This window comes from uncultured Nostoc sp., from assembly GCF_964247315.1.
Lineage (GTDB): Bacteria > Cyanobacteriota > Cyanobacteriia > Cyanobacteriales > Nostocaceae > Nostoc.
On sequence record NZ_CAXTTT010000080.1, the window covers coordinates 34,061 to 36,063 of the forward strand.

The window sequence follows — 2,003 nt, forward strand, 5'->3', positions numbered from 1 at the left end:
GAGCCTCAGAAGGTCAACATTGAGCTTCAGAAGGTCAATATATATAAAATTTCCTAAAAAAAAATTAATAAATTCTGAAATATAGAGTGTGTATTTAGTAGTTATTCTGTAAGCATTAGCACCTTAAAATTTAATTTTGTAATGAACCCACAAAACAAGCCCAGGAACCTACAAGATATTATTAAGCAACGTCAGCAATTAGGTTTTGTGGGTCGTGAAGATCAAACCAATCAATTTCGCCAAAATCTGGCGTTGCATGTAGAAGACGATCGCTGTCATTTTTTGTATAACATTTGGGGTGAAGGTGGGGTTGGTAAAAGCACGCTTGTACGACAGTTTCGCAAAATTGCTAAAGAAGCAAAAAATATCACGGCTTATATAGATGAAGCCGAGAAAACTGTACCAGAAGTGATGGGTCGTCTAGCTGAAGACTTGGAACGGCAAGGTCATAAACTAACGCAGTTTACAGAACGCTACAAAGTTTACCGTCAAAAGCGCCAAGAATTAGAAACCGATCCAGAAGCTGCTCAAGGATTTTCGGCTTTTGTAGGCAAAACTGTAGTTAAAACTGGTATGCGTCTGGCGCGTCGAGTTCCCGTTGACGGTGCTGTCTTTGATTTGGTAGATGAGGATGCTTTGGCTACCCAAGCCGTAGAATGGGCATCTTATGTTGCAAAGAAAATCACAAATAAAGATGAAGTGCTATTAGTTCAAGAACCTGTAGAAGTCCTGACCCCACTATTTTTACAAGATATTTTTAAAATTGCTAAAGAAACTACTATTGTTTTGTTTTTTGATACTTATGAACGTACCGGGGAATTTTTAGATAACTGGTTACGAGAAATTTTGGAGGGTCGCCACGGTGAAGTATCTCTGAATATATTGATAACCATCGCCAGTCGGCAGGAATTAGATAAAAATCATTGGGCACCTTACGAGGGGTTAATAGTTCGTTTCCCTCTGGAACCCTTTACAGAAGAAGAAGCCCAACAATATCTAACTCGCAAAGGTATTACTAACAGTCGGGTTATTGAAGTGATTTTACGCCTTTCTGGAAATTTACCCCTGCTGGTAGGAATGTTAGCAGATGCTCATCCTAATGACCCCAACCAAGTAATTGAGCCTAGCAGCAGTGCTGTAGAACGCTTTATAAAATGGATTGATGACCCGAAGCGGCGACAAGTTGCTCTCGATGCAGCCATTCCTCGCTGCTTGAATCGGGATGTTATAGCCAAATTGAGAGGAGAAGAAGAAGCTGACGAGTTATTTACTTGGCTGAAAGAAACATCCTTTGTCAATGAACGTACCGATGGCTGGGCTTATCATGATGTGGTTAAAACCCAAATGTTACGTCACAAGCGCCTTTCATCGCCGCAAAGTTGGGCTGACGTACATGGTAAATTAGCAGAATATTATGACAGCCTGCGGAACGATCTGCAATTGGACGAAGAGAATAAACAGCGCGATCCTAGCTGGCAAAGTCACACATTAAACGTGTTATACCACAACTTATGTCAGTCACCACAAAGGAATTTATCTGTAGCTCTGAATGAATTTCTTGCTGCACTCAAAAATCAACGCAAATTTGCCCAACAATATGCAGAAACAATGCTTCAGGCTGGTAAAGATGCGGATTCTGCTGAAGTTCAGCGTTGGGGTGAGCAATTAGCAAATGGGTTAAAAGCTTATGAGCAGAATTTTTACGAAGTTACATTAGAAATGTTTACCGCAGTCCTACAAAATTCTCGGATTGAATTTAAATGGCAACCAATTGCTTTAGGTTGGCGCGGTGAAACATACCGCTTAATGAAGCGTTACCCACAAGCCCTAAAAGATTTTGACCGCGCCATTCAACTTGACCCCAAATCTGCCTGGGCGATCGCAAATCGTGGTGAAACTTACCGCTCAATGGAGCGTTACGCAAAAGCTCTACAAGACTTTGACCGCGCCATTCAACTTGACCCCAAACTTGACTGGGCGATCGCACTTCGCGGTGATACTTA

The 2,003-nt window shown here is 41.5% G+C and carries 1 protein-coding gene; it reads left to right on the forward strand.

The annotated features are described in order from the left end of the window. Positions 1 to 141 precede the first annotated feature (141 nt). A partial coding sequence (locus ACFE93_RS22430) for a tetratricopeptide repeat protein (protein WP_375476369.1) occupies positions 142 to 2,003 on the forward strand: 1,862 nt, incomplete at its 3' end.